Genomic DNA, 21,781 nt, shown 5'->3' with positions numbered 1-21,781 from the left:
GGCAATAAATAACTTTCTCCGTTAGAGGGCGGCTGTGGCCGCGGAACAGGCTGGATGAACAGCGTGGACAGAAGACTTACTCTGCGGCTCGTCGCACTCGCGATCGGGATGTTCGCGATCGGCACCGACAGCTTCGTGGTCGCGGGCATCCTGCCGGGAGTCGCGAAGGACCTGGACGTCGGCGTCTCGACGAGCGCCGAGCTCATCACGGCCTACGCGTTGTCGTACGCGATCCTGGGCCCCGTCATCGCCACGGTCGCCGCCCGGGTGCCGCGGAAGCAGCTGCTGCTCATCGGCCTCGCCATCTTCATCATCGGCAACATCGGCACCGGACTGGCGAACTCCTTCGAGGTCGCGATGGCCTTCCGGGTGGTCGCGGCGCTCGGCGGCGCCACCTTCACCCCGACCTCCGGCGCCACGGTCGTGGCACTGGCGCCCGCGGAGAAGCGCGGCGCGGCGCTGGCCATCCTCTTCGGCGGCCTGAGCGCCGCCACCGCCCTCGGCTCCCCGATCGGCACCGCGATCAGCAGCTTCACCGACTGGCGCGGCACGATGATGTTCGTCGCCGGGGTCGGCCTCGTCGGGGCCGTGGCCGTCGCGGTGGGAGTGCCCGCGGTGCCCGCGCCGCCCAAGGTCAAGCTGAAGCAGCGGCTCTCCCCGCTCTCCGACGTCAAGATCGTGCTCACCCTGACCCTGCTCACGGTCGCCTACTGCGGCCTGTTCATCCTCTACACCTATGTGAGCCAGGTCTTCCACCCGGCCACCGGAGGCAACACCCGCACCCTCGCCTGGCTGCTCTTCGCCTGGGGCGTGGCCGCCGTGATCGGCAACTTCGCCGCGGGCAAGCTCACCGACAAGATCGGCAACCGCATCATCATCAACACGGCGGGCGTCATCGCCGTGGTCGTCTTCGCCACCACCCCGTGGACCAGCAAGCACCTGGTCACCGCGTTCATCGCGCTCATGATCTGGGGTGCCTGCGGCTGGGCGATGCTCGTGCCCATCCAGCACCGGCTGGTCGGGATCAACCCCACCGCCGCCCCGCTGGCGATCTCCCTGAGCTCGTCGGCCAACTACATCGGCGTCTCGCTGGCCCCGATCGTCGGCGGCTTCATCGTCCACCACGGTGTCAGCATGAAGCACCTGGGCATCCCCGCCGCCGCGATCGTCGTCGTCGGCCTGCTGGCGGGCGAGTGGGGCCAACTCCTCATCAGCCGCGGCCGGAAGGCGGCGGAGGCCGCGGCCCCGGCGGGCGAGCCGGCGCCCGCCGCCCGGTGACCTGAATACCACCCTGAAAAAGCTCCCGCCCACGGACCGTCATCCCCCGAGACGGCCCATGGGCGGGAGCGCCTTTTGGCGCCCGAGGCGCTACGCGGTCACCCGGTACGGAACCGCGACCGGCGCCGACTCGTCCAGCAGCCGGCTGATCTCGGCACCCGCGGCCCTGATGGCGGCGATGTCCGCCTCGGACGGCGTGGGCATGACGTCCGAAGGCTTGAGGAACACGACCGACCCCATGACGGAACCGCCCCAGAAGACGGGCGCGGCACAGGAGTTCCAGCCGAGCAGGCACTCCTCGATCCCGACGGCGTGGCCCCGGTCCCGGATGCCGGGGAGCGAGGCGAGCAGCCGGTCGTCGTCGCGGTACGCACCCGGCCCGACCCCGTCGGGGACCGGCTCCGCCAGCGCCCGCTCCTGCAGCGGTCCGGGCAGGTGCGCCAGGATGACCCGGCCCGAGGCGCCGGTCCGCAGGGAACGGCCCACGGTCATCAGCTCCCTGGGCGTCAGCCCGAGCTCCGCCAGGTCGGACTCGCCGACCGCCATGTCGGCGCACTGGCGCTGCGCCCCGCCGAAGTGGGTCAGGGAATAGAGGGAGTAGAGGAAGACCAGCCCTCCGCCGGTGTCCCGCCGCAGTCGCTCCAGCGTGACGCCGGCATCGATGTTCGGCGCGTGGAGCAGTGCGTGGATGCCGAGTTGGGCGGCCGACGACCCCAGGCGGTACATCCCGCGCCCGACCCGGGTGAAGGTGCCGTGGCGCACTCCGGACTGGAGGATGCGGTGCACCGCCGAGTCGTCGAGACCGCAGACGCCCGCCAACTCCCGGAGGCTGTGCGCCTCTCCGCCGAGCTGGGCGAACGCCTCCTGTACGCGGAAGACCCGAACGGCGTGGCTGGTGCCGCCGGACCCGCTCGGCGCACCGGCGGGCACGGTGACCGTGCCCGCCGGTGACGTCCGTGGCCGGGTGCGGTCGCGCCGGTCCGGCATGGGGCAGGTGAACATGAAGGTGGGCTCCTCGGGGCGGAACCGTGCGGTACGGCAGGTTCCGGTTGGGTGCCGACAGGGCGTCGGCGCATGGCTGCGCCGACGTCGGAAACTCCGGTGGGAAAAGGGAATTGGCAGACGTCGGGGACGGTGCGGCCCGACGGGGAAGAAGTGCGAGCGGGTCCGGCGGCGGCTAGGCGCGGGCCGCGCGGCCCCGGCGGTCATGGCACGGGGGAGTCAAGAGCGGTACCGCCGATGTGGATGCCGTCCGCGTACTCGCGGTTGCCGATGCAGTCCTTCGGGACCTCGTCATACATCCCACCCCCCGGTGAACAAGTTGCCGTGCGGCGCCGCGTGGGCCTGGCCCTCGGGTGCCGCTTGGTACTCCGGGGCCGACCATACAACACGGGATCACGCCATTCTCTGAGTCCCGCGTCACACCCGGCACGGCCGTTGAAAGGTTGAAAGTTTTACCAATGTGCCGGGGTTTTCTCGCCCGGTGAGAAAGTCGACGCTTCTCGCCACGCGGAAAATAACTGGTCATTACCTAAATGCATTGACATCCCGGAGTGGCGCCTTGTTAATCTCCTCCGGTATCGGGCCGTAGTGCTCCGATGGACGAGTGCCGACGTGGCGCCGGGGGGCGGCCGGGCACTTGAGAAAGATCGCGGACGGTCCGTCCGGCAATGGCGCCGGGACCGTTTTCCGGTATCGGAAAAACTATCTGTGCAACGGGGGCGCGGATGTACGACGCTATTGTCGTGGGTGCACGCATTTCTGGTTCTTCCACGGCGATGCTGCTGGCCCGACGGGGGCACCGGGTGCTTCTCGTCGACCGGGCCCGCTTCCCGAGCCGCACTTCCTCCTCCACCAATCTGATCCATCCGCCGGGCGTGCTCAGGCTGCAGCGCTGGGGAGTGCTCGACAAGCTGACCGGCCATGAGATCCCGCGGATCACCCACTACGGCCTGCAGTCCGGCCCGATCCGCCTGGAGGCGCGGCTGCCCGCCGCCGACGAAGTGGACTTCGCGCTGTCGCCGCCGCGCCTGGCACTCGACCACGCGCTGGTGCAGTGCGCCGTCGAAGCGGGCGCCGAGCTGCGCGAAGGCGTCTCGGTCCAGGGGCTGCTGCGCGACGACAGCGGCACCGTCATCGGGGTGACCGGGACCTCCAAGGAGTCCGGCCCGTTCGCCGAGAAGGCGGCCGTCGTCATCGGCGCGGACGGCAAGAATTCCCGGATCGCCCAACTCGTCGGGGCGGAAAAATATCGGGACCAACCGGTCCTGAGCAAGAGTTACTGGACGTACTGGGAGGGGCTCCCGCAAGGGTCCCTGGTGCGGACCTATCGTAAGAACCGGCGTCATCCGTTCACCTGGCCGACACATGACGGGCGTACGATCGTCGGAGTCGCCTGGCCCACCGAGGATTTCCCCACCGGAAGTTCCGAAGAGGCCATCGACGAATATGTCATCGCGGCCTTCGCCGATGTCGACGAGGAATTCGCGGGGCAACTCCGGGAAACCCGCAGGGCGGACCGCTGGCTCACCGGAGCGGTGCCCAATTTCCTGCGCGATCCACGGGGTCCGGGCTGGGCCCTGGTCGGCGACGCCTCCGCCACCCGGGACCCCATCACGGCCTCGGGCATCACCCACGCGGTGATCGGCGCGGAACTGCTCGCGGACGCGGTCGACGACGGACTCTCCGGCCGGCTGCCGATGGACCGGGCCCTGTCCGCCTACCGGTGGCGCCGCGACCAACTGATCGTCGACCACTACGACTACACCCGCGACTACGCGCGGATCGCCGACCACTCGCCCGAGGAACGCGCGCTGATCGAGGCGATGAGCCGCAGCCCGCACCACGCGCGGGGCATGATCGGCCTCTTCGCCACCGTCGTGCCGCCGGCCGACTTCTACTCCCGGACATCCTTCCGGGAGCTGTTCGACTACCTGAACGAGAACGGCGGACTGCCGCCGAAGATCCGGTTGCTGCGCTGGCTGCTGCACGGCGTCCCGGGGCGACCCGCGGCACCCGCGGCGCTCGCGGACCGGCTGATGGCGGGCCCCCTAGGGCCGATGGGCGAGTTGCTGCTGCGGAGCCGCAAGCCCTGACGGGCCGCGCCGCACGCCCGTTCCGCACCCCGCCCACGTCCCGCCGGCCCGTGGGCCAAGTCCGACTACGCCTCGCATGGAGGAACTTCACGATGCACACCATGGACACCGCCACCGGGCCCGTACTGCTCTTTCCCGGTCAGGGCGGCTTCGACGGGGTCGCCCTCGACCGCGCCCGCCACGAACACCCCGAGATCCACGCCGTCTTCGAGCGCATCGACGCCGTCACCACCGAGCTGTTCTCGCGCCGGGTGTCGGACGTGCTGTTCGGCGACCGGCCGGTCGAGCTCGCGACGCTGCTCCAGGACGAGTGCTGGGTCTCGCAACTCGCCATCTACGGCGCCGGACTGGCCGCCCACCAGGTGCTGACGGCACAGGGCGTACGCCCCTCCGTGCTCATGGGCCACAGCCTCGGCGAGATCACGGCACTGGTGGCCGCGGGCGCGTACTCCGTGGAGGACGGCGCGCGCATCGTGATCCGCCGTACGACTGTCATCGCCGAGCGCGACGCGGGCGGCGGCGCGATGGTCGCCCTGGCCACCTCCCCGGACCGTGCCGCGCACCTGGTCGGCCTGGTGGCCGACCCGCTGCTGGCCGTCGCCACGGAGAACCACGACCTGCAGACCGTGCTGAGCGGCCCGCGCCCGGCGCTCGGCCACGTCCGGGCCATCGCCCAGCAGCTGAAGGTCGGCTGCGTCGACCTCGACGCCGCCTTCGCCTTCCACAACCCCTCGCTGGCCGACGCCGCCCCGCAGTTCGCCGACTACGTCCGCGGCTTCGCCCGGCAGCCGCTGACCGCGCCGGTCTACTCGCCGATCCTCCAGCGGTTCTACGAGCCGGAGGAGAACCTGGCCGACCGGCTGGCCGACCACTTCACCCTCCCGGTGAAGTTCTCCACCGCCGTGCGCGCCCTCCACGGGCGCGGCGAGCGGACCTTCGTGGAGGCGGGCGGCCGCGCCACCCTGACCGCCCTCGTCCCCAAGGTCCTCCAGGACACCGCGGGCGACGAGCTGACGGTCCTCTCCACGCTCTCCGTCGGCCGCGGCAACGTCTTGCGGCTGCCCGGCACGCTCGCCTCCCTCCAGGGCCTGGGCCTGGCCACCGGCGACGGCCTGCACAGCCTTCGCCGCCACCTCGTGCCCGAGCTGACGGAGCGGGAGTTCGCCACGTTCTGGGCGACGGCCCGCCAGGACGTCCTCGACCTCGTCGGCCGCCAGGTCGCCGCCTTCCGCGGGACGACCACGACCGCCGCCGCCGAGCCGGCTGCCGCCGCGCCTGCTGCCGTCGCCGCGGTGCCTGGTCGCGCCGATCTTTTCGCTTCGGTGCGGGCGTTGTATGCGGAGGCTTTGGAGTATCCGGAGGAGGTTTTCACGCCGGATGCGTTGTTGGAGGCGGAGTTGGGGGTGGATTCGGTGAAGCAGGTGGAGTTGATGTCGCGTGCGTCGCAGCACTTCGGGTTGCCCGCGCGGTCGTCGGACTTCCGGCTGGCGGACTACGAGACCCTCGACAAGATCGTCGGACTGATCGAGACGGAGCTCGGCGGTACGGCCGCTGCGCCGACTGCTGTTGCGCCCGCGGTGCCTGGTCGCGCTGATCTCTTTGCTTCGGTGCGGGCGTTGTATGCGGAGGCTTTGGAGTATCCGGAGGAGGTTTTCACGCCGGATGCGTTGTTGGAGGCGGAGTTGGGGGTGGATTCGGTGAAGCAGGTGGAGTTGATGTCGCGTGCGTCGCAGCACTTCGGGTTGCCTGCGCGGTCGTCGGACTTCCGGCTGGCCGACTACGAGACTCTCGACAAGATCGTCGGACTGATCGAGGAAGAGCTCGGCAGGCTCGAAGGCGCCGCCGCGTGAGCCGGGCCACCGAAAAGGAGACGTCCATGAGGGATCTGACCGGCAAGGTCGCACTGGTCACCGGCGGCGCCCGCAACGTGGGCAAGGTCATCGCGACCACCCTGGCCGACCGGGGCGCGCACGTCCTGATCAACTACTTCCACTCGCACGAACAGGCCAAGCGGACCCAGGAGGAACTGCGGGCCCGCGGCGCCCGGGTCGACCTGCTGCGCGCCTCCGTGGCGCAGCCCGACCAGGTCACCAGGATGTTCGCCGAGATCGAGAGCCGCTTCGGCCGCCTCGACATCCTCGTCAACAACGCCGCCAACGGCGCCCTCGTCCCGGTGTCCGAGCTCACCGACACCCACCTCGACAAGGCGCTCGACACCAACCTCAAGGGCGGCCTGCGCTGCGCCCGTGCCGCGGCCCCGCTCATGGCCCGCGGCGGCGGTGGCTCCATCGTCACCGTGTCCGCGCTCGGCGGCTCCCAGATGGTGATGGCCAACTACCTCGCCTGCGCACCGGCGAAGGCCGCCGCGGAGGCCGTCACCCGTTACCTCGCCGTCGAGTTCGCGCCGCTGAACATCCGGGTCAACACCGCCTCCGCGGCGATGCTGACCAGCGAGGTGGCCGACGCCTTCCCCGACGCCGCCGCGATGCAGGACGCGATCGTGGCGGGCACGCCGCTGGGCCGCCTGGGCACCCCGGAGGAGTTCGCCGAGGTCGTGGCGTTCCTGGCCTCCGACAGGTCGAGCTGGATCACCGGCCAGGTCCTCCTGGCCGACGGCGGCCTGACCCTGGGCGCCTCCCTGCTCTCTCCGCGCGCAGGGCGTACGACCGAATCCGGTACGCGGACGGAGACGGCCGCGACCGACGGCGCCGCCGTCCGTACGGGGTCGGCTGCCGCCGCGTCCGCGGTCGGCGTCGCCGCTCGTACGGAAATCGCGGCCGCGGCCGCGGAGCCCCAGCGGTCCGCCACGCCCACACCTGCGGCGGCAGCCGGACCCGAACCGGTGGTACCCGCCGACCTCGTACGCCCGGCGGCAGCCGACCTGGCGCAGACGGCGCCGACTTCCGCACCTGCGGCGGCAGCCGCTTCCGCCCCGTCGGCAACCGATTCCGTACCCCAGGCGGCAGTCACTCCCGCATCCGCAGTGGCTGCAGGCGCTGCCCCGGCGGCAGCCGGACCCGAGCTGTCGGCACCCACCGACCTCGTACCCGCGGCGGCAGCCGCCCCGGCCCCGGCGGCAGCCGACCCCGAACCGTCGGCACCCGAATCCGTACCCCAGGCGGCAGCCGCCCCCGTACCCGCGGCGGTAGCCGACCCCGCAGTCGTGGACAGTGTTCAGGAGTGGGGCGACGACGAGATCGCCGTCGTCGGCATGGGGCTCGCCGTCAGTGGTGCCAACAGTCCCGAGGAGTTCTGGCAACTGCGCACCACCGGGCGCGAGTTGTTCATCGAGGTCCCCGAGGACCGCTGGGAGCGCGCCAGCTTCTCCTCGCCCGACCGGGCCGACGAGGACAAGGGCTACCAGGACCACTGCGTCTTCATCACCGACTTCCAGCCCGAACGGGCCGCCCTGGAAGGGCTCGTCGGCACCCCTGACGAGACCGAGCTCACCACCCTGTGGCTGCGCCACTCGCTCGTCCAGGCGCTGGACGGCGTGCGCCGCGAGCCGGGCGACCGGTTCTCCTTCCACGTGGGCTACACCGCCGACGGCAGCCAGCACCTGGAGGAGGCCGGGGTGCTCGCCGCGGCCAAGCACCTCACCGCGGAGATCGCCGGTGAGCTGGCCATGCCCGAGGGCTCCCGCGAGCGGCTGCTCGGCAGCGTCGACCGGGCCCTGTCCGGCCGTTACCACCGCGGCCACACCGCCACCCCGCGGTTCCTGCCGCACCAGGTCGGCCGCCAGGCCATGCGGGGCGTGCTGCCCGACGAGACCCAGTTCCAGATGGTCGACACCGCCTGCTCCTCCTCGCTCTACGCCATCGACATCGGCGTCAAGGGTCTGCTGATGGGCAAGCAGGACATCGCGGTCTGCGGCGGCGCCTTCGCGCTGGCCCCCCGCGGCACGGTCCTCTTCTCCAAGCTCAAGGGCCTCTCCGAGCGGGGCGCCGTGCACGCGCTGGACGCCGAGGCCGACGGGGTGATCTTCGCGGACGGCGCCGGAGTCGTCGTGCTGAAGCGGATGAGCCGGGCGAAGGCCGACGGCGACCGCGTCCTCGGCGTGCTCAAGGCGTTCGGCTCCTCGTCCGACGGCAAGGGCAAGGCGATCTACGCGCCGAGCTCCACCGGACAGAACCTCGCCGTGGAGCGGGCCCTGGCGGCCGGCGGCATCGGCGGCAACGACATCGACTGGGTCAACGCGCACGCCACCGGCACCCCCGCGGGCGACCTCGCCGAGTTCACCACCCTGCGCCAGCACTACGGCGTCGACCGCGCGTCCACGGTGACCTCCAACAAGTCGCTGATCGGACACACCGGCTGGGCCGCCGGCGTGGTCTCCCTGATCGAGTCCATCCTGGGCATGCAGGAGCAGACCATCCCGGGCCAGTACCGCTTCCGCTCGGCGCCGAAGGTGTTCGAGCTGGACTCGACCAAGCTGGAGATCTCCAGCAGCGCGCGCCCCTGGCCCGCCACCGCCGACGGCCGCCGCACCGCGGCGATCTCCGGCTTCGGCTTCGGCGGCACCAACGCCCACCTGATCCTCACGGAGCACACCGACCGCGGCCCCGCGGCCGCGCTGCCCCGGGGCGGCGCCCGGCCCGCGCCCGCCGACCGCATCGCCGTGGTCGGCTGGTCCGCCAAGCTCCCCGGCGCCGACAGCCGCGACGAGGTACTCGGCTGGCTGGCCGGCGACCACCGGATCGACCCCGGCTTCGGCGACAAGTACCCCGCGCCGCCGTTCCAGCAGGTGCGGATGCCCCCGGCGACCGTACGGACCATCGACCGCTGCCAGCTGATGATCCTCGCCTGCGCCCACGACCTGCGGAACCAGCTGCCCGAGTTCTGGCAGGAGCACGCGGAGCGCACCGGTGTGGTCGTCGGCCACATGGGCCCGACCCGCGCGGCCATGCTCTACGCCAACCGCTGCTACCTCGACGACATCGAGCGCTGCTTCCGCGAGGACACCGAGATCGCGGCGACGCCGGAGCTCACCGGCATCGTCGACCGGCTGCGCGAGCGCGTCCGCTCGATGACGCCGCCCTCGAACGAGGACTCCTTCCCCGGCATGATGCCGAACATCATCTCCGCCCGGGTCGCGAACTACTTCGACCTCAAGGGCCCCAACATCACCGTGGACGCGGGCCTCGCCTCGACGCTGTCGGCGTTCGCCACCGCGACCCGCTACCTGCACAGCGGCGAGCTGGACTTCGTCCTCGCGGGCGGCATCAACGGCAACACCCTGCACGAGTACCGGGCCCTCCTCACCGAGGTGTTCGGCGACCGCGAGCCCGAACTCGCCGAGGGCGCCTTCCTGTTCGGCCTCACCACCGAGCGCACGGCACGCGAGGCCGGGCTGAAGGTACTGGCCTACGTCGACGAGCTCGAAACCGGCGCGAAGCCCGCCGCCGACCGGGCCGACAGCGTCCTGGACTGCGGGTCCGACGGCAGCCACAGCCGCTACCTCGCCGCCTCCGGCGGTGTCGAGGTGCTGCGCGCGCTGCAGCGGCCCGCCGCCGTCACCACCGAGATCCGCTGCCGCGAGAACGGCGAGGACGTCGCGACCCGCCTGGTGGTCACCACCGCCGGCGAGCCCGCCGCCGCACCGTCCGCCCCGGCCGCCGCCGAGACCGTGCCCGCGACCCGCGTCGGGTCCGGCGTACCGGCCGACGCACAGGTCGAGCGCTATGTCAGCGGCCTGCGCCCGACGCCCGCCGCCCTCCGCGGCCCGGCCGTCGCGGCCGTGCCCGACGGCTCCGTGATCCTCACGGACCGCCCCGGGCTCGCCGAGCGCCTCGCCGCGTCCGCCACCGGAGTCACCGTGTTCAGCACGGTCGCCCCCGACGGGGCCCGGCCCGGCCTGCACCACGTCGAGAGCACGCCCGAGTCCGTACGGGCGGCCCTCGCGGACGTGCCGCACCCGCTGCGCCACGTCACCGTCGTCACCGACCTGACCGCCTCGGCGCCCGCCGCCGGCGCGCTCACCGGGGACTCCACGACGGTGTCCGCCCTGCACGACCTGGCCTTCCTGGTGCTCCAGCAGCGCTTCGAGGAACTCGACGACGCCACCGCGTCGGTGCTGTTCCTGCTGCTCGGGGCGGCGCCCGGGGGAGTGACCCACCCGCTCGCCGGGCTCTTCACCGGGCTGGCCAAGTGCGTGGACCTGGAGCTGGCCGACGCCGACTGCTTCGCCCTCCTCGTCGCCACCGACGACCCCGCCGAGGCGGCCGTCCTCGCGGGCCGCGAGCGCGTCACCGACCGCACCTTCCCGATCGTCCACCACGACGGGACACGGCGGCTCGTCCCGGCCCTGACCCGGGAGCCCGCCGCCGCACCGGGCCGCGCCCCGGCCGCCCCGCTGCACCGCGACTCCGTGGTCGTCGCCCTGGGCGGCGCCCGCGGCATCACGGCCGAACTGCTCACCGCCGTCGCCGAACGCCACGGCAGCCGGATCTACGCCCTGGGCAGCAACCCGATCGAGGACTACCCGGCGGAGACCTTCCGGGGCACCGACGAGGAGTTCGCGGCCACCCGCGCCGCGTACATCTCCAACGGCCTGAAGACCGGCGGCGGCAAGGTCGCCGACCTCAACCGGAGCTTCGACCGCATGGTCGACGCCCGCGCGGCCCGGCGCAACCTCGACCGGATGTCCGAGCACAGCGGCCGGGGCCGGGTGACCTACCTGACCTGCGACGCCCGCGACGAGAACTCCGTGCGCGCCGCCATCGACACCGTGCTCGCCGAGCACGACCGGATCGACCTGGTCGTCAACGCGCCCGGTCTCAACCGGTCCGCGATGATCCGCGACAAGGACTTCGCCGAGTTCCGCAGGGTCCGCGACCTCAAGGTCGGCGCCCACCGCAACCTGCACCGGGCACTGGCCGGCCGCCCCCCGCGCATGTGGTGCGACTTCGGCTCGCTGCTCGGCTACTTCGGCCAGCGCGGCGAGTCCGACTACGCCTCGGGCAACGACTTCCTGGCCACCGCCGCCGGGTACGCCGCGGCCACCTCCGGCACCGACGAGTTCGTCATCGGCTGGACGCTGTGGGACGAGGTCGGCATGGGCGCCAACGAGCTGACCCGCGAGTACTTCAAGCGGGCCGGGTCCTACAGCCACATGCCCGTCGCCGAGGGCATCGAGCACTTCCTCGCCGAACTGGCCACACCGCGCCGCGCGCCGTCGATGGTGCACCTCGGCGCGCCGGAGCGGGCCACCGTCGAGAAGTTCTACCCCGGCTACCTCGACGGGGCCGCCCCCGAGAAGGGCCGCTTCTACCTCCGCCGCGTCCTCGACGGCACGGACGCGGACGGCGGCACCGTCGCCCGCTTCGAGTGCCCCTTCGACCTCGACACGGACGGCTACCTGGAGCACCACCTCGTCCGCGGCGTGCCCACCTTGCCCGGCACCTTCGTCACCGAGATCGCCGCGGAGGCCGCCCTGCACCTGGTGCCGGACGGCGTGGTCGTCGCCCTAGAGGACGTGCGCTTCCTGCACTTCCTCCAGGTCCGCCGCGGCGTGCCCCAGGCACCCAAGAAGATCACCGCCCGCGTCGGCGAACGGATCGGCGACCTCACCACGGTGACCGTGGAGATCACCCACGACGTCGTCTCCCCGTCCGGTGTCCGACTGGTCGCGGACAAGCCCCACTTCACCGCGCGGGTCCTGGTCAGCACGGCCTTCCTCACGGCACCGAAGTGGCGCGACTGGGACGCCGAGGGGGAGCGGCCGGTCGTCGACCCCTACCACGTCGAGTCGGCCCCGGTGCTGCTCAGCGGCCCCTTCGAGGTCACCACGGACACCCGGCGGCACGCCGACGGGTCCCGGTCCCGGTTCCGGCCGCGGTTCACGGAGGGGACGGGCCCCTGGGGGGCGTTCCTGATGCCCACGATCCTCCTCGACGCGCTCGCCCGCACCGGCGTCCTCGACCCCGTCGACGGCCTGGTGCCCGTGGCCGCGCCCCTGTCGATCCGCCGCATCGACCTCTACCAGCAGGCCAACGACGCCGAACTCGCCGAGCAGCACGGCCACTTGGACCTGTATGTGGTCAACCCCGGTTTCTCCAACACCGGCCGGACCGACAACCGCTTCGTCGCCGTCGCGCCGGGCGGGCACGTCGTGGCCCAGATGAAGGACCTGGACGCCACGGTGATCGGCTACCTCGACCCGGCCACCGGAGTGGTCCACCCGCCCACGGCCGTCGAGGCGGACCGCGGCGCCCACGGGGTGACCGCATGACCGTGCTCACGGACGCCCCCGCGACCGCCCCGGCGGCCGACGGCGGCCGGGACGCCGACACCCAGCCGGTGCGCCGCATGCTCTGGAGCCTCGCACCGGCCGGGGCGGCGGCCCCCGGCCGGCCCCTCGCGGGACGGCGGATCGTCGTCGTCGGCGGCGAACCGGCCGTCGCGGACCGGGTCCGCGCGACCCTGCGGCAGCGCGGCGCCGACGTGGTGCCCACGCCCGGGACCGGCGGGGGAGCCGGTCCCGTACCGGACACCGTCGTCGACCTCACACTCGCCGAGCCCTTCGCGCCCGCCACCGCCGGGCACTGGCGGGAGTCCCTGCTGCGCACGTTCGACGTGCTGCGCCACTGCTACGCCGAGTGGAGCGAGGGGACGGCCGCCGACCGGATCGGCTACCTCGCCGTCACCTACCTCGGCGGCGGCATGGGCTACCACCGGGACGACGACCTCGCCCAGCCCCTGGGCGGGCTGTGGGCCGGACTCGCCAAGACGCTCCACCGCGAACTGCCCAACTGCGCCGCCCGCGTCCTCGACATCGCGCTCGCGGACACGGACCGGCTGCCGGAGCTGGTCGCCGAGGAGCTGTGCCTGACCGGGCTCACCGAGATCGGGCACCGCGACGGACGCCGCTGGACCCTCACGCCCGAGGCGGTCCCGCCCGGCCCGGCCACCGTCCGGTGGACCGCGGCCGACACCCTGCTCATCAGCGGCGGCGGCCGGGGCATCGGCATGGCCCTGGCCAGGAAGCTGGCGGCGGAGACCGGCATGCGCGTCGTGGTGACGGGCCGCTCCGCGCTGCCCCCCGAGGACACCTGGGCCGGGCACACCGCCGACGCGCTCCGGGAGCGGCGGGCCGCCCTCTGGGCACAGCACCGCGACGGGCGGCCGGTCGCCGGCATCCGCCGCGACATCGCCCGCGCCGAGAGCACCTGGGAGCTGATCGGCAACCTCCTGTCCGCCCGCGCCGAGGGGCTGCGCCTGGACTACCTGCCGTGCGACTTCACCGACGCCGGCCAGGTCCGCGCGCTCGTCGACCAGCTGCCCGGACTCACCGCGGTGGTGCACAACGCCGGTGTGGACAGCCCGACCCGGCTGCCGCGCAAGGCGGACGCCGACATCGTCGCGGTGGTGTCGACCAAGGTCGACTCCTTCGTCAACCTGTTCCAGGCGGTGCGCGACCGGGACCTCAAGGTGTTCTGCACGGTGGGCTCGCTCACCGGCAGGCTCGGCGGCATGGTCGGCCAGTTCGACTACGCGGCGGCCAACGAGTGCCTGGCCCGGCTGGGCATGTGGGCCGAACGGCAGGCCGCCTTCCCGGTGCTGACCCTGGCCTGGCCCACCTGGGCCAAGCTGGGCCTGATCGCCAACTTCGAGGCCAGCCTGCGCTACATGGCCGCCATGGACGTCGCGGAGGGCCTCGCCCACTGGCGCGCCGAACTGTTCGCCGGAACCCGTGGCGAGGTCAGCTTCGTGGGGCCGCTGGGGAAGGCGCTCGACCCGGCGCAGGCGGTGAGCTATCCGATGGCGCCGTGCCTGCCCGGCTACGCCACCACCTACCCGAAGGTGTTCCACCTGGGGACGGCCGAGGTGTACCGGGCGAACGAACGGCTCGTGTCCGTCGTGGAGTTCGACCCCGCCGTCACCCCGGCCGTCGGTGACTTCACGGTGCGCGGCACACCCGCGGTGCCCCTGGGACTGCTCCTGGAGAGCGCCGTCCGCGGCGCGGAATGGGTGGTCCCGGAGCACCTGCCCGAGCAGACCCTGCTGGCCGTCGAGGACATCTCGGTGCCCTGGTCGCTGCTGTGCGGGGGCCCGGACGGCCGGGTGCGGCTGCGCCGCGACGTGCGCGGCGCGGAACGCGACGGCCGCTGGACGGTGGACGTCACGTTCCGCGCGGCCGGGCCGGATGCCGGCGCCACCGACGAGGCGCGCCTGCGGCTGGTGTTCGGTGAGGAGCGGGACGAGGCCGGTACCGGGGCGCTGCCCGCCACGGGCCGGTCCACCTCGGCGATGCTCCTGACGGACACCCCCGTACTGGGCTGGCGGGGCCTGGTGGTCCCGCTCGCGTCCTGGCGGCGGGAGGGCACGGACCAGGTGGCCGCGGAGGTGGGCCGGTGCCGCCCCGGCGATCTGTGGGCGGTCCCGCAGCCGCCGGAGTGCGCGGTCCCCATCGCCGCGATCGAGAACGTCGTACGCGTCACCACCGAGCGGGCCCCCGGCCTCTCGGGCACCGCGGACCCGCTGCTCGTGCCCCGGATCACCGTGCGGGGCCCGGAGCCCGACCGGGTGCGCCTCACCGGCGACCCCGCACTCGGCGTCTGGCGCGTCACCGACGCCGAGACGCACGCCCCGGTGGCCGTGCTGTCCGGGCTCGTCGGACACCGCGGCTGAGAACGACCACGGCCGGACCAGAGAAAGACACACAAGGAGAAAAGCATGTCCGACACCACCACCAAGAGCGCCAACCGCCGTCTCCTGGAGCACTACTACGAGGAGTGCCTGAACAAGGGCAACCTCGACGCCGTCTACGCGAAGGCGATTCCCGACCACATCAGCCACGGCACGATCGCCGAGGGGTTCGAGGGCGTCGAGCACCTCCGTGAGTGGGTCCGCATCCAGCGCGACTCGTTCCCCGACATGCACGTCGTCGTCGAGGACTGGATCGAGGTCGGCAACAAGATCGTCCAGCGCTTCACCGCGCGGGGCTCGCACTCGGGCGTCGACTACTACGGGATTCCCGCGTCGGGCCGGAAGTTCGAGATCTCCGGAATCGTCATCGACCTCTTCAACGAGGACGGCAAGATCGTCGAGAGCTGGTTCTCGATGGACAGCATGGAACTGGTGAAGCAGCTCGGCGCTTTCGGGGACGCCCCCCAGTAGCCCGGCGGCGGCACCGCACGAGCCCGGCCGGCCAGGGGGATGGTTTCTTCGTCGATGCCCACCCCCCGGCCGGCCGAACCGGCCGCTCCCACCGCCCTTGCGGCGCACGGGCTTTACGGCGTCACGGTCCTACGGCGTCACGGTCCTACGGCGCCACGGTCTTCCGGCGCTACGGCCGGGGCCGGTCGGTGAGCGGAGCGGCGTGCGCCTCGGCGATGCCCGCGGCGGCACAGGCGTCCAGGGCCCGTTGCAGGGCCCCGGTCTCCTCCAGCGTACGGATCTCGTAAATGCGCGCCCAGCGCATCTTGAGGAACTGATGCATCACGTTCTCGTACCGCGAACCGTCCGGCAGCGTCGCGCGCACCTCCACCCTCGTGGCGACGGTGGTGTTCCACGGCCCGCCCGCCACCACGATGTCCCGCACCCGGAAGACCGGGTCGGGCATGATGCGGAAGATGCGCTGCCACCAGAGCGTCAGGGTTTTGTGGGTATTCCGCTCGCCGGACAGCGCGTGGTCACCGTGGAAAACATAGGTGAATTGCGGCGCCATGCCGTCGACCATCGCCTGCCAATTACCCTTGCTGATTTCGGCGAACGCCTGCCGCACCTTTGCCTTGACAATGCTGTGATAGACCATCAAAAACCCCGTTCATGCGTCGAGTTGTGGCGGCGTCACACTACCGGCCCGATCCGTTCCGGGAAAAGGAGAGCGTAAATGTCCGTGCGGCCCACCGCGCTTGTCACAGGATGTTCGTCGGGAATCGGACGGGCCGCCGCCATTCGGCTGCACGACGCCGGACTGCGGGTGTTCGCCACCGCGCGGAAACCGGAGACGCTCGACGCCCTCGCCGCCCGCGGCATGCGGACCCTGGCCCTGGACGTCACCGACCCGGAGTCGGCCCGCGCCGCCGTCGGGACCGTCACGGCCGAACACGGCGCCGTCGACGTCCTCGTCAACAACGCCGGGTACGGACTGTCCGGCACCTTCGAGGAGACGGAACTCGACAAGGTCCGCGAGCAGTTCGAGACCAACGTCTTCGGCCTCGTCGGACTGACCCAGCTCGTCCTCCCGGGGATGCGGGAGCGCGGCCGCGGCACCGTGGTCAACGTCTCCTCGATCTTCGGCCGCTATGCCGCCCCGGGCGGCGGCTACTACCACGCCAGCAAGCACGCGGTCGAGGCGCTCAGCGACGCGCTCCGGCTGGAGGTCGCGGGCTTCGGCATCCGCGTCTCCCTCGTCGAACCGGGCCCCGTGCGCACGCCCTGGGGCCAGACCTTCATGGACCACCTGCCGTCCGGCCGCGAGGACTCCCCGTACCGCCGCTTCCACGAGCGGACGGCCCAGTACTACGACGCCATCTACAACGGCACCAGGAAGACCCTCGCGGGCACCTTCGCGATCGAGGCGGAGCAGGTGGCCGCGGCCATCGAGAAGGCCGTGCTCGCCCGCCGCCCGCGCGCCCGCTATCCCGTCGGACTCCTCGCCGCGAGCACCTTCGCACTGCGCCGCATGGTGCCGGACTCCGTCTTCGACAACGTGTTCATCCGCCGCCAGTTCCCGGTGCCGTAAACCGCGGGCCGTTCTCTCCCCGCCGGCTCCCCGCCACACTCCACGAGGTGACCACACGATGACGACGACAACGACGACAGCAACGACAACGGCACGGGCGGCGTCCGGCCGACAGGCGCCGGGACCCCGCGGCATACCCGTCCTGGGCAGCCTGCCGCAGTGGAAGGGCTCCACCGCCGAGTTCCTGCTCCGCACCCAGCGGGACCACGGCGAGGTCAGCCGCATCCAGCTGGGCCCGCAGACCGTGCACCTGGTGACCGACCCCGACGCGGTCGGCAGGGTGCTCAAGGAGAACAGCGGCAACTACGTGCGCGGCACGCTGTACGAGCAGTTCCGCACCGTCATGGGCAACGGCCTGCTCACCACCGACGGCGACTACTGGAAGGCCCACCGCCGGGCCGTCCAGCCCGTCTTCCTGCGCAAGGCCGTCGCCGCCATCGAGCCGAACGTGGTCGAGGCGACCAACGCGATGCTCGACGACTGGGAGGCCCGCGCCCGCCGCGGCGAGTCCGTGGACCTGGTCACCGAGACCCTCAAGCTGACCCTGGTCACCCTCAGCAACTCGCTGTTCGGCTACGACATCCGCCCGGCCACACCCGTCCTCAAGGACGTGGTGAACAACGTCATCGAGGTGATGTTCAAGCACGGCACGGTCGGCGAGATGCTGCCGTCCTGGCTGCCGACCAGGCGCAACCGGCTGATCGCCCGCGACCGCAGGATCTTCACCCGCCTCGTCACCGAGATCAGGGCCAACCACGCGGCCACCGGCGAGGGCCCCCTCATGGAGCTCATCGAGGCCGCGACCGACCCGGTCACCGGAGAGCGCTGGACCGACGACGAGGTCCGCGACGAGATCCTCACCATCTACCTCGCCGGACACGAGACCACCGCCGTCGCCCTGCTCTGGACGCTGGTGTCCATCGCCAACAACCCCGGCGTGCAGGACGAGATGGACGAGGAGATCGAGCGGGTCCTGAGCGGCCGCGTCCCCACCGCACAGGACGTCGAGGGCCTCACCTACACCAAGCAGGTCGTCGACGAGAGCCTGCGCATGTACCCGCCGATCTGGATCTACCCGCGGGACTCCGTCGACGCCGACGAGCTCGGCGGCTTCCACATCCCCGCCAGGTCCTCCGTGCTCCTCTCGCCCTTCGTCTCCCACCGCAACCCGCGCTACTGGGACAACCCCGAGGCGTTCGACCCGCACCGCTTCGACCCCCAGGCCGTCAAGGCCCGGCCCAAGATGGCCTACTTCCCCTTCGGCGCGGGCGCCCGCATGTGCATCGGCAACTTCATGGCCCTCCTCGAACTCCGGATGATCGTCGCGATGATCAACCAGCGGTTCAAGCTGAGCCTGGTCCCCGGCAGCTTCCTGCGCTACGGGGACACCTCGATCTCCCTGCGCCCGACGTCCGAGGTCCTCGTCGTCCCGCAGTCGCGCACCGCGGGGGAGCGGCCGTGACCACCGTGGCGAAGTCCGGGCAGGACACCCCGTCGTTCACCTCCCTCGACCCGCGCACCGGCGAGACCGTCGGGGAGCACACCGTGCACGACGAGGCCGCCGTGGCCGCCGCCGTCGCGGCCGCGCGGAAGACCCAGCCCCACTGGGAGGCGCTGGGCTTCGCCGGGCGCAAGCGGCACCTCGACGCCTGGCGCAGGCTGATCCTCGCCCGCGCCGACGAACTGATCGACCTGATCTGCGCGGAGACCGGCAAGACCGCCGACGACGCCCGCCTGGAGGTCGTCCTCGTCGCCGACCACCTGCGCTGGGCCGCCGCCAACGCCGAACGCGTGCTGCGCCGCCGCCGCGTCCCCTCCGGCCTGCTGATGTTCAACCAGTCGGCCACCGTCGAATACCGCCCGCTGGGCGTCGTCGGCGTGATCGGACCGTGGAACTACCCGGCGTTCATCCCGATCGGACCGGTCTCCGCCGCGCTCGCCGCCGGCAACACCGTGGTGTTCAAGCCCAGCGAGCTCACCCCCGGCGTCGGCGAGTGGCTGGCCGCCACGCTCGCCGAGGCGGTGCCCGGCCCGGCCCTCCTCCACGTGGTGACCGGCTTCGCGGAGACCGGGGCGGCGCTGTGCCGGTCCGGCGTGGACAAGGTCGCCTTCACCGGGTCCAGCGCCACCGGCCGCCGCGTGATGGCCGCGTGCGCAGAGAACCTCACCCCCGTGGTCATCGAGGGCGGCGGCAAGGACGCCATGATCGTCGACCGGGACGCCGACCTGGAGGCCGCCGCCGACGCCGCGGTGTGGGCCGCGATGTCCAACGCCGGACAGACCTGCGTGGGCCTGGAGCGCGTCTACGCGGTGGACGCGATCGCGGACCGCTTCCTCGACCTGGTCACGGAGAAGGCCGCGGCGCTGAGGACCGGCGGTCACCCGGAGGCCGACCTCGGGCCGATCGTGATGCCCCGCCAGGTCGAGATCATCACCGGGCACGTGCGGGACGCGGTCGCCCGCGGCGCCCGCGTGCTCCTCGGCGGCGAGGGGACCGTCACGCCCCCGTACGTGAGGCCGACCGTGCTCGCCGACGTGCCCGAGGACTCGACCGCCCTCACCGAGGAGACCTTCGGGCCCGTCATCGTCGTCAACCGGGTGGCCACCACCGACGAGGCGGTCGAGAAGGCCAACGCGAGCCGCTACGGGCTCGGCGCGTCGGTGTACTCCCGCGCCAACGGCCCGGAGATCGCCCGGAAGCTGAAGGCGGGCATGGTCTCGGTGAACGCCGTCATCGCCTTCGCCGGAATCCCCGCCCTGCCGTTCGGCGGCGTCGGCGACTCGGGCTTCGGCCGCGTCCACGGCCCCGACGGACTGCGGGAGTTCACCCGCACCAAGGCCGTCACCCGGCAGCGCTTCCGCCCGGTGATGCGGCCGAACTCCTTCAGCCGGCCCGCCGGAACCATGACGACCCTGGTCCGCATGGTGCGCGTGACCCATGGCCGGTAGGGCGGCGCCGGGGCCCGGCCCCGCCACCACCCGCCACCGCCGCCGACCACTCAGAACGAGAGAAGCAGCGTGACCACCCCATCACCGACCTCTGTGTCGACCGCCCTCGCGACCCTCGCGGACCCGGCGACGCGCCCCCGGCCCTACGCCACCCTGACCGCCCTCCGCGACGCCTCCCCGGCCCTCGACCCGGTCTCCGGCATCGTCGTGGTGGGCCGCCGCGCCGACTGCGAGACCGTGCTCAGGAACCCCACCGTGAGCAGCGACCGCACGGGCTCGGACATCGCCAAGGTGCCCCAGCAGCCCAACCTGATGAACCTCGACGAACCCGACCACACCCGGCTGCGACGGCTCGCGGGCAAGGCGTTCAAGCCCCGCATCATCAACGGCTGGAAGCCTCGCATCGAGGCCCTCGTCCAGGAACTGCTGGGGGAGATCGCCACCGCGGACGGCAGCGTCGACCTCGTCTCCGCCTTCGCCTACCCGCTGCCCGTCCGGGTGATCTGCGAAATGCTGGGCGTGCCCAAGGAGGACCACCCGGTCTTCGAGCGGTGGGCGACCGCCATCGCCTACACCGTCGACCCCCAACTCGTCCCCGGACAGCGGGCGGTCGACGTCGGCGAGGAGGTCGAGGAGGCCCGCACCGGCTTCATCGGCTACTTCTCCCGGCTGATCGCGGAGCGCAAGCAGGACCCCCGCGACGACATCCTCTCCGAGCTGATCAAGGCGGAGGAGGAGGGCGACCAGCTCACCGAGCGGGAGCTGATCATCATGTGCATCCTGCTCCTGGTCGCCGGGCACGAGACCACGGCCAACCTGATCCTCAACGGCATCCAGGCCCTGCTGCGCCACCCCGAGCAGCTCGAACTGCTCCGCGCCGACCCCTCGCTCGCCGAGGGGGCCGTCGAGGAGGTCCTGCGCTACGACGCCCCCGCACAGATGATCACCCGCATCGCCGCGGAGCCGTTCACCGTCGACGGCCTGGAGATCGAGGCCGGTTCGCCGATCCTCGTCCTGATCGCCGCGGCCAACCGGGACCCGGAGGTGCACAGCGATCCGGACGTCTTCGACATCACCCGCGAGAACACGAGCCACATGGGCTTCGCCGCCGGTGCGCACTTCTGCCTGGGCTCCGTGCTCGCCCGGCTGGAGGGCGCGATCGCCCTGCGCGCCTTCGCCCAGTCCTTCGTGGAACCGGCGCTGAACACCGGAACACTGCACTACAGGCCGCACGTGGCGGTCCGGGGACCGGACCGGATGGACGTCGCGTTCAAGGAGATCCGCCTCGCCGCCGCACCGGCCGGCGACGGCACGACGGGGGAGGGACACACCCATGGCCGATGAACGCTGGCGGCTCTCGGTGGCGGAGGACCGCTGCGTCGGCTCGGGCGTCTGCGCCGCGAGCGCCTCGCACCGCTTCTACGTGGAGGACGGGCTGGCCCACCCCGAGGACGAGGTCGTCGACGCCGACCCGGAGGTGCTCGGCGCGGCGGAGTCCTGCCCCATGGAGGCCATCTTCGTACGGGTCGAGGCGAGTGGGGAGTTGCTGACACCGCCGGAGTGACCGGACAAACGCCTCCAACTCAGAACCTCGCACAGCAGACATGAACAGACGGGGAGAACGCAGTGCCCAGTGATTCCAGTCCACAACCGGACAGCCCGCAGCCCCCTTCCGCCGAGGGTTCCGTTTCCGTGAAGGAGGTGCGGAGGCTGGAGCGGGTGATCATCCGGTTCGCGGGGGACTCGGGTGACGGGATGCAGTTGACGGGTG

13 protein-coding genes are annotated in these 21,781 nt (G+C 72.0%); 11 read left to right on the top strand and 2 right to left on the bottom strand.

What is annotated here, in order from left to right:
* Window positions 1-63: 63 nt before the first annotated feature.
* Window positions 64-1,278 (top strand): MFS transporter, encoded by a 1,215-nt coding sequence (locus ACWD4A_RS29880; protein WP_451198701.1) that lies wholly within the window; start codon window positions 64-66, stop codon window positions 1,276-1,278.
* Between the two features lie 90 nt (window positions 1,279-1,368).
* Here ACWD4A_RS29880 and ACWD4A_RS29875 read toward each other — a convergent pair whose 3' ends face one another.
* Window positions 1,369-2,280, bottom strand: coding sequence for an IclR family transcriptional regulator domain-containing protein (locus tag ACWD4A_RS29875; RefSeq protein WP_451198700.1), 912 nt, complete (start codon window positions 2,278-2,280; stop codon window positions 1,369-1,371).
* 668 nt (window positions 2,281-2,948) lie between these two features.
* On the opposite strand from ACWD4A_RS29875, the gene ACWD4A_RS29870 reads away from it, so the two are divergent.
* The 5 genes from ACWD4A_RS29870 to ACWD4A_RS29850 all read left to right on the top strand — a co-directional run bounded on the left by ACWD4A_RS29870 (window position 2,949) and on the right by ACWD4A_RS29850 (window position 15,491).
* Entirely contained in the window at window positions 2,949-4,373 is a 1,425-nt protein-coding gene (locus ACWD4A_RS29870; protein WP_451198699.1) for an NAD(P)/FAD-dependent oxidoreductase, read from the top strand.
* A gap of 92 nt (window positions 4,374-4,465) precedes the next feature.
* Window positions 4,466-6,223, top strand: a complete 1,758-nt coding sequence (locus ACWD4A_RS29865) for an acyltransferase domain-containing protein (protein ID WP_451198698.1) — start codon at window positions 4,466-4,468, stop codon at window positions 6,221-6,223.
* A 26-nt stretch (window positions 6,224-6,249) separates the two neighbouring features.
* Window positions 6,250-12,603 carry an SDR family oxidoreductase gene (locus ACWD4A_RS29860; RefSeq protein WP_451198696.1) on the top strand — a complete coding sequence of 2,118 codons (6,354 nt, stop codon included), beginning with the start codon at window positions 6,250-6,252 and terminating at the stop codon, window positions 12,601-12,603.
* The gene (locus tag ACWD4A_RS29855; protein WP_451198694.1) at window positions 12,600-15,002 is read left to right on the top strand and encodes a KR domain-containing protein; all 2,403 of its coding nucleotides are present in this window, start codon (window positions 12,600-12,602) and stop codon (window positions 15,000-15,002) included. The genes ACWD4A_RS29860 and ACWD4A_RS29855 overlap by 4 nt, the downstream gene beginning before the upstream one ends.
* Window positions 15,003-15,047: 45 nt before the next feature.
* Entirely contained in the window at window positions 15,048-15,491 is a 444-nt protein-coding gene (locus ACWD4A_RS29850) for an ester cyclase (protein WP_451198692.1), read from the top strand.
* 169 nt (window positions 15,492-15,660) lie between these two features.
* Here the strand turns inward: ACWD4A_RS29850 and ACWD4A_RS29845 are convergent, their stop codons facing one another.
* Window positions 15,661-16,128 (bottom strand): nuclear transport factor 2 family protein, encoded by a 468-nt coding sequence (locus ACWD4A_RS29845; protein ID WP_451198690.1) that lies wholly within the window; start codon window positions 16,126-16,128, stop codon window positions 15,661-15,663.
* Window positions 16,129-16,206: 78 nt separating this feature from the next.
* Here ACWD4A_RS29845 and ACWD4A_RS29840 point away from each other — a divergent pair, with 78 nt between their 5' ends.
* The 5 genes from ACWD4A_RS29840 (at window position 16,207) to ACWD4A_RS29820 (ending at window position 21,574) form a co-directional block, all read left to right on the top strand.
* Window positions 16,207-17,061, top strand: a complete 855-nt coding sequence (locus ACWD4A_RS29840; RefSeq protein WP_451198689.1) for an SDR family NAD(P)-dependent oxidoreductase — start codon at window positions 16,207-16,209, stop codon at window positions 17,059-17,061.
* A gap of 58 nt (window positions 17,062-17,119) precedes the next feature.
* Complete coding sequence (locus ACWD4A_RS29835) at window positions 17,120-18,523, top strand: cytochrome P450 (RefSeq protein WP_451198688.1); 1,404 nt, start codon at window positions 17,120-17,122, stop codon at window positions 18,521-18,523.
* Complete coding sequence (locus ACWD4A_RS29830) at window positions 18,520-20,010, top strand: aldehyde dehydrogenase family protein (protein ID WP_451198686.1); 1,491 nt, start codon at window positions 18,520-18,522, stop codon at window positions 20,008-20,010. The genes ACWD4A_RS29835 and ACWD4A_RS29830 overlap by 4 nt, the downstream gene beginning before the upstream one ends.
* A gap of 69 nt (window positions 20,011-20,079) precedes the next feature.
* Entirely contained in the window at window positions 20,080-21,354 is a 1,275-nt protein-coding gene (locus tag ACWD4A_RS29825; RefSeq protein WP_451198685.1) for a cytochrome P450, read from the top strand.
* Window positions 21,344-21,574 carry a ferredoxin gene (locus ACWD4A_RS29820; protein ID WP_451198683.1) on the top strand — a complete coding sequence of 77 codons (231 nt, stop codon included), beginning with the start codon at window positions 21,344-21,346 and terminating at the stop codon, window positions 21,572-21,574. The genes ACWD4A_RS29825 and ACWD4A_RS29820 overlap by 11 nt, the downstream gene beginning before the upstream one ends.
* The last annotated feature ends 207 nt before the right edge of the window (window positions 21,575-21,781 follow it).

Source organism: Streptomyces sp. NPDC002537, assembly GCF_053594975.1.
This window is presented reverse-complemented; position numbering and strand designations above follow the sequence as displayed.

Excerpts from the sequence above, each read along its gene's own strand:
- ACWD4A_RS29850 (WP_451198692.1), top strand. The coding sequence starts at position 15,048 with ATGTCCGACACCACCACCAAGAGCGCCAACCGCCGTCTCCTGGAGCAC.
- ACWD4A_RS29835 (WP_451198688.1), top strand. The coding sequence starts at position 17,120 with ATGACGACGACAACGACGACAGCAACGACAACGGCACGGGCGGCGTCC.
- ACWD4A_RS29820 (WP_451198683.1), top strand. The coding sequence starts at position 21,344 with ATGGCCGATGAACGCTGGCGGCTCTCGGTGGCGGAGGACCGCTGCGTC.
- ACWD4A_RS29860 (WP_451198696.1), top strand. The coding sequence starts at position 6,250 with ATGAGGGATCTGACCGGCAAGGTCGCACTGGTCACCGGCGGCGCCCGC.
- ACWD4A_RS29875 (WP_451198700.1), bottom strand. The coding sequence starts at position 2,280 with ATGTTCACCTGCCCCATGCCGGACCGGCGCGACCGCACCCGGCCACGG.
- ACWD4A_RS29845 (WP_451198690.1), bottom strand. The coding sequence starts at position 16,128 with ATGGTCTATCACAGCATTGTCAAGGCAAAGGTGCGGCAGGCGTTCGCC.
- ACWD4A_RS29865 (WP_451198698.1), top strand. The coding sequence starts at position 4,466 with ATGCACACCATGGACACCGCCACCGGGCCCGTACTGCTCTTTCCCGGT.
- ACWD4A_RS29840 (WP_451198689.1), top strand. The coding sequence starts at position 16,207 with ATGTCCGTGCGGCCCACCGCGCTTGTCACAGGATGTTCGTCGGGAATC.
- ACWD4A_RS29855 (WP_451198694.1), top strand. The coding sequence starts at position 12,600 with ATGACCGTGCTCACGGACGCCCCCGCGACCGCCCCGGCGGCCGACGGC.
- ACWD4A_RS29870 (WP_451198699.1), top strand. The coding sequence starts at position 2,949 with ATGGCGCCGGGACCGTTTTCCGGTATCGGAAAAACTATCTGTGCAACG.